This window comes from Burkholderiales bacterium (assembly GCA_013695435.1).
Taxonomy (GTDB): domain Bacteria; phylum Pseudomonadota; class Gammaproteobacteria; order Burkholderiales; family JACMKV01; genus JACMKV01.
In genome coordinates, this window is record JACDAM010000265.1 from 1 (window position 1) to 5,195 (window position 5,195).

The window sequence follows — 5,195 nt, forward strand, 5'->3', positions numbered from 1 at the left end:
GGCTGGGCGGTTTCGGTCGAATATACCGACGACCCGCATCCGCGCAACTGCTACTGGGACATGTGGGGTATGCCGATGTTCGATATCAGGGATGCGGCAGGCATCCTGCTGGAAGTGAACGCCTGCCGCAAAGCTTTCGCTAACCACTACGTGCGCATCAACGCGTTCGATTCGACCTTGGGTTGGGAAACCATACGCCTGTCGTTCATCGTCAACCGGCCTCCGAACGAGCCCGGCTTCCGATTGATACGCCAGGAGGCGCGGGGCCGCAATATCCGCTACACCTTGCAGCCGTACGCGACCGACAAGCCGAAAGGCGAACGCTATTCGTGAATGACGACAGCATGGTGGTTATAACGCATACCATCCGTGACTGACGAAACCCAAACGCCCAAGCTTGCCGCAGCGCCCGATGCCGCGGTCGATCTCGACGCGGCATTCCGCGATTCCCATATCCAGGAAATTCTGGAGCAGCTCGACCGCGAGCTGATCGGTCTCGTGCCGGTCAAAACGCGCATACGCGAAACCGCGGCGCTGTTGCTGGTCGATCGATTGCGCAAAAGCATCGGACTCATGGCGGGCGCGCCGTCGCTGCACATGTCGTTCACCGGCAATCCGGGGACCGGCAAGACCACCGTTGCCATGCGCATGGCGGAAATTCTGCATCGCCTCGGTTATGTGCGCAAAGGCCATCTGGTTGCGGTCACGCGCGACGATCTGGTCGGCCAATACATCGGCCACACCGCGCCGAAGACTCGCGAGGTGTTGAAAAAAGCGATGGGCGGCGTGCTGTTCATCGACGAAGCGTATTACCTTTATCGGCCGGAAAACGAGCGCGACTACGGCCAGGAAGCGATCGAGATTCTGCTGCAGATCATGGAAAACCAGCGCGACGATCTGGTCGTGATCCTCGCCGGCTACAAGCAGCGCATGGAGCGATTCTTCCGCAGCAATCCCGGCTTGTCGTCGCGCATCGCACACCACATCGACTTTCCCGATTACACTCCGGACGAGCTTTTCGCGATCGCAAGATTGATGCTGGAGCAAAGCCAGTACCGCTTGAGCGATGAGGCCGCGAGCGCACTCAGGGATTACGTCGCGCGGCGCATGGCGCTACCCAATTTCGCCAACGCGCGCAGCGTCAGAAACGCTTTGGAGCGGGCCCGCCTGCGCCAGGCAAACCGTTTGTTCGAAAAGCGCGGCGGTGCGCTTTCCAGAATGGAACTGATGACGATCGAACCTGTGGACATACGGGCGAGCCGGGTGTTTGACGCAGGCGTGGCCGACGCGGCCGTGGCGCCGAAGGAAGGGAACTGACAGCGCGGTAACTTGTTTTCAAACCATCAACAAAAGGAGAAGACAATGGCCACGGATTACGATCCCAGAACAGCCACGGGAATACCCACCGAACCCGTTGGATCCTTGCCCAGGCCGATGAAGCTTCAGCAAGCCTATGCCGACTATGACGCCGGGAAAATAAAACTCGAGCGACTGCAAGAGCTGCAGGAAGAGGCCGCGAAAGATTCCATCGAGCGCATGGAGGCCACGGGCGCGCCTATCGTTTCGGACGGCGAGCAACGCTGGTCCAGTTTCGCCACCTACCCGCTGACCGACACTCTGGCCGGGACCGGTCTCGCCGACAAGCTGGCCGGCGGCGGCCAATACTTTGCTATTTTTGCCGACGGGCACAAGCGGCAACTGCCGGCGCTGACCGGCGGGCCGTTCAAGTACAAGGCGTATGCAGCCGATTCACTGAAGAAGTCGATCAAGCTCGCCACCAGGCCGATGAAGCAGGCGGTGATTGCGCCATCGATGATCGTCCTCTTGTATCCGCTCGACAAGGAGCTCCCCGGGTATTCGCTGAAGCAGTTCGAGGAAGACATCTGCAACGAATGCGAGAAGGACATCCGCCAGGCGTTCGCCGCCGGCGCCGCCCGCGTTTCGATCGATTTTACCGAGGGCAGACTGAGCTGCCGGAATGACCCGCGCAATCCGTGGACGGGGCGCCACATGCTGCCCCACTTCATCGAGCTGAACAACAAGGTAATCGACCGTTTCTCGGCCGCGGAGCGCAAGAACATCGGCATACACACGTGTCCGGGCGGCGACTGCGATTCGGTGCACAGCGCCGACGTTCCCTACAACGATCTCTTGCCGAGCCTGTTCAAGATCAATGCCGGCTATTTCCTGATCCAGCTTTCCAGCGAAAAGAACAAGGAGCAGGTGTACAAAGACATCGGCGCCAGCCTGCGCAAGGACGCGAACGGGGTCAAGCAGATGGCCTACATCGGCGTGATCAATCCCCTCAACCCGAGATTGGAAAGCGCCCAGGAAGTCTGCGACGCTCTGGTAGCAGCATCCGAATACATACCGAAGGATCAGCTAGGCTCGACCGACGATTGCGGCTTCTCGCCGTTCAGCATCGACGTCAAGCCGAGCCACGGTTCGCCCGACGTTGCCCGCGATATCGCGTTCCAGAAGATCACAAACCGCGTCAAAGGCACCAAGATGGCCGCGGAGAAACTCGGCGTCAGTTGAAGCCGCGGTTAGTGCTATGGGCCAGGCAATGCGCTTGATCGCGTCTCTTACTCGCGCCATGGGACGCACTTTTGCAAACGGCAACGACCGCATCAGGGTATCGGCGGCGCGCCGCCTGCTTCTCGACTTCCGGGGAATGTGAATAAGGTGTTGCAAGTTCACGTAGGCCATTAGTCATAGCTGTCCTACACCTTTAGTCGTATTTACCGGGGGCTAACACCGCGCGAGAATTACCTCCTCAGGTTTTGCGCCTGAGTGACTTTTCTGGAGAGTATCGATGATTCCGTGGTTCTGGTACCTGGCGCCACAGCTGCACTTCCCATTTAGCGGCAGCGTTACGCAAGATGTGTCGCCAGCTACGAACTGGTTTTTTGGTTCGATTCCTCCGGAAGCGGGGAATGGCGCTATCGAGAGAGATATTTTTGAAATCGCCTCCTACGGAAGACAACTCGGCCTGATCCTGGAGGTGCTGCTTCCACTCGCCGGCGAACCGGCGGTGGACGCGAACAAAGCACGAGTATCCCTTGCAAGGTTGAAAGACATCCACGAGAAAATCGAAAAGGTTAAAGACGATAATCGGCATCGAACGGCCGAGGCGGCGATTGAGCTGCTCGGCAAACTGAAAGAGATCGACCCTGACGAATTCAAACGGGTGCTTAGTCGCTTTGCGTAAACGGCTGGCAGGGAAGGCCTGCTTTATCCCCATTCCAACGATAGAGACCAGGCTTTTAGCTGAAGGCGCGTGGACAAGATGCATAAACGATTAATCTCGCGCAGGGCGGCGATGCTGCGAACGGATAAAGTCTCCCGTCCCGTGTCCGCATTCCGATTTTGCCTTTTACTCGGGCTACTCGCTTTCGTTGCACCGAGCCAGGCCGCGCCTGCGCTCAAAGCCTACAACATCGATCCCGGGCAGATATCGGTGTCCGGGCTTTCCTCGGGTGGCTACATGGCGGTGCAATTTCACGTCGCCTATTCCTCGCTCATCCGGGGCGCGGGTATCATCGCTGGCGGCGCGTATTTTTGTGCGCGGGACGATCAGCAAACCGCGCTTAGCGTTTGCGCCTGCTTTGCGCTTACTTGCCAGAATGACCCCTCGGCGCAGCGGATCCCGGAGCTTGTCCAGATCACTAATCAAAACGCAAGTCAGGGCGTCATCGATCCGACCAGCAACCTGGCCAACGACCGCGTTTGGTTGTTCTCGGGCAGCGCCGATTCAGTGGTTCCACCGCAGGTCATGAATGGGCTCGAGCTGTACTACAAAAACTACATGGGCGCTGCGAACATTTTTTTCAGGAAAGACCTGCCTGCCGAGCATGCCATGCCGACGGACTCCTTCGGCAATGCTTGCAGCTTCAGAGGCGAGCCATTCATCAACGACTGTGATTACGATGCGGCGGGGGAACTGCTGAAGTGGATCTACGGCGGGCTCGCTGCCAGAAACCCGGGAACGCTCGGTGGCGAATTCGTCGAATTCGACCAAAGCGAGTTTTTACCCAGCCCGGATCAACACGGCATGTGGCCGAGCGGCTGGGCTTACGTGCCGGCTGCGTGCGCGAATGGCGAGCAATGCAAGTTGCATGTAGCGTTTCACGGTTGCAGGCAATATCCCGGCGCCCCATTCGCGTCCGGTCCCCAGGGAAGAATCGGCGACACCTTTGTGAAAAGAACCGGATACAACCCCTGGGCCGATACCAACAACATCATCGTGCTGTATCCGCAGGCGAACGCGATGACGGTCGGCACTCGACTTCCGCGCAGCAACCCGAACGGCTGCTGGGATTGGTGGGGTTATGACGATGTCAATTACTCCAAAAAGAGCGGACGCCAAATGACTGCAATCAAGGGCATGGTGAGTCGTCTGACCGGCGCGAGCACGCCTCCTCCCCCGAACGGCTTCTGCGGAGCCGCGACCAACGCCGACCATGTCAGCGCCGGGCGCGCCTATACGCAGGGCTGGTGGTACTGGACGTCCCATTACGCGACCGGCTCCAATGATTATCTTGGCTGGCGGGCCTCTGCCAACACGACACTGCACGAGACGAGCACAGGTCACTTCGAGGAAGTCGCATCGTGCCCATGAATGTATCAAGGGCCGATCGCTTTTTCGAGAGGGCGAGACCGGAGCGCAACCCGAAACGCCGCCACCGGGAGCAGGATTGAAGAGAACCAGCCCCACGAAGCGTTTACAACGCCGGTCAATTCCTCGCTCGAGGGCTGACCGCTTTTCGTTCATGGCGCGACGCGATACTTCGCCGCGGTAATCTCGGCCATGATCGAGATCGCGATTTCCGGCGGCGTTTTGGCGCCGATGTGGAGCCCGACCGGTCCGTGCAGGCGTTCAATTTCCTGGGGCGACAGATCGAACAGCGCGAGTCTTTCCTTGCGTTTGGCGGTGGTGACGCGGCTGCCCAGCGCGCCCACGTAGAAGGCCGGCGATTTGAGTGCTTCCAGCAGCGCCATGTCGTCGAGCTTCGGATCGTGGGTGAGCGCCACGATCGCGGTACGATGATCGATGCCCATCCCGACAATGACGTCATCCGGCATGCCGCGCTCGAAGCGCACGTCGTCGACTCTGAACACCGCGGCAATCTCCTCGCGCGGGTCGATCACGACGACTTCGTAATCCGCGCTGGTCGCAAGATCCGCGACATATT

At 59.3% G+C, this 5,195-nt stretch carries 6 protein-coding genes; 5 read left to right on the forward strand and 1 reads right to left on the reverse strand.

Translation table 11 applies throughout. The features are described from left to right. The 5 genes from H0V78_13070 to H0V78_13090 form a co-directional block, all read left to right on the forward strand. A partial coding sequence (locus H0V78_13070) for a ribulose bisphosphate carboxylase small subunit (GenBank protein MBA2352670.1) occupies positions 1–333 on the forward strand: 333 nt, incomplete at its 5' end. Between the two features lie 27 nt (positions 334–360). Next, positions 361–1,317, forward strand: coding sequence for a CbbX protein (gene cbbX / locus H0V78_13075; GenBank protein MBA2352671.1), 957 nt, complete (start codon positions 361–363; stop codon positions 1,315–1,317). A gap of 45 nt (positions 1,318–1,362) precedes the next feature. Then, positions 1,363–2,538: a hypothetical protein gene (locus H0V78_13080; GenBank protein MBA2352672.1), complete on the forward strand. Its 1,176-nt coding sequence runs from the start codon at positions 1,363–1,365 to the stop codon at positions 2,536–2,538. Positions 2,539–2,815: 277 nt separating this feature from the next. Next, positions 2,816–3,211, forward strand: a complete 396-nt coding sequence (locus H0V78_13085; GenBank protein ID MBA2352673.1) for a hypothetical protein — start codon at positions 2,816–2,818, stop codon at positions 3,209–3,211. 141 nt (positions 3,212–3,352) lie between these two features. Continuing rightward, complete coding sequence (locus tag H0V78_13090) at positions 3,353–4,621, forward strand: PHA-depolymerase-like protein (protein ID MBA2352674.1); 1,269 nt, start codon at positions 3,353–3,355, stop codon at positions 4,619–4,621. Positions 4,622–4,770: 149 nt separating this feature from the next. Here H0V78_13090 and H0V78_13095 read toward each other — a convergent pair. After that, on the reverse strand, positions 4,771–5,195 hold a 425-nt coding region (locus H0V78_13095), incomplete at its 5' end, for an XdhC family protein (protein MBA2352675.1).

Coding starts and splice junctions, on each gene's coding strand:
- H0V78_13080 (MBA2352672.1), top strand. CDS start 1,363: ATGGCCACGGATTACGATCCCAGAACAGCCACGGGAATACCCACCGAA.
- H0V78_13085 (MBA2352673.1), top strand. CDS start 2,816: ATGATTCCGTGGTTCTGGTACCTGGCGCCACAGCTGCACTTCCCATTT.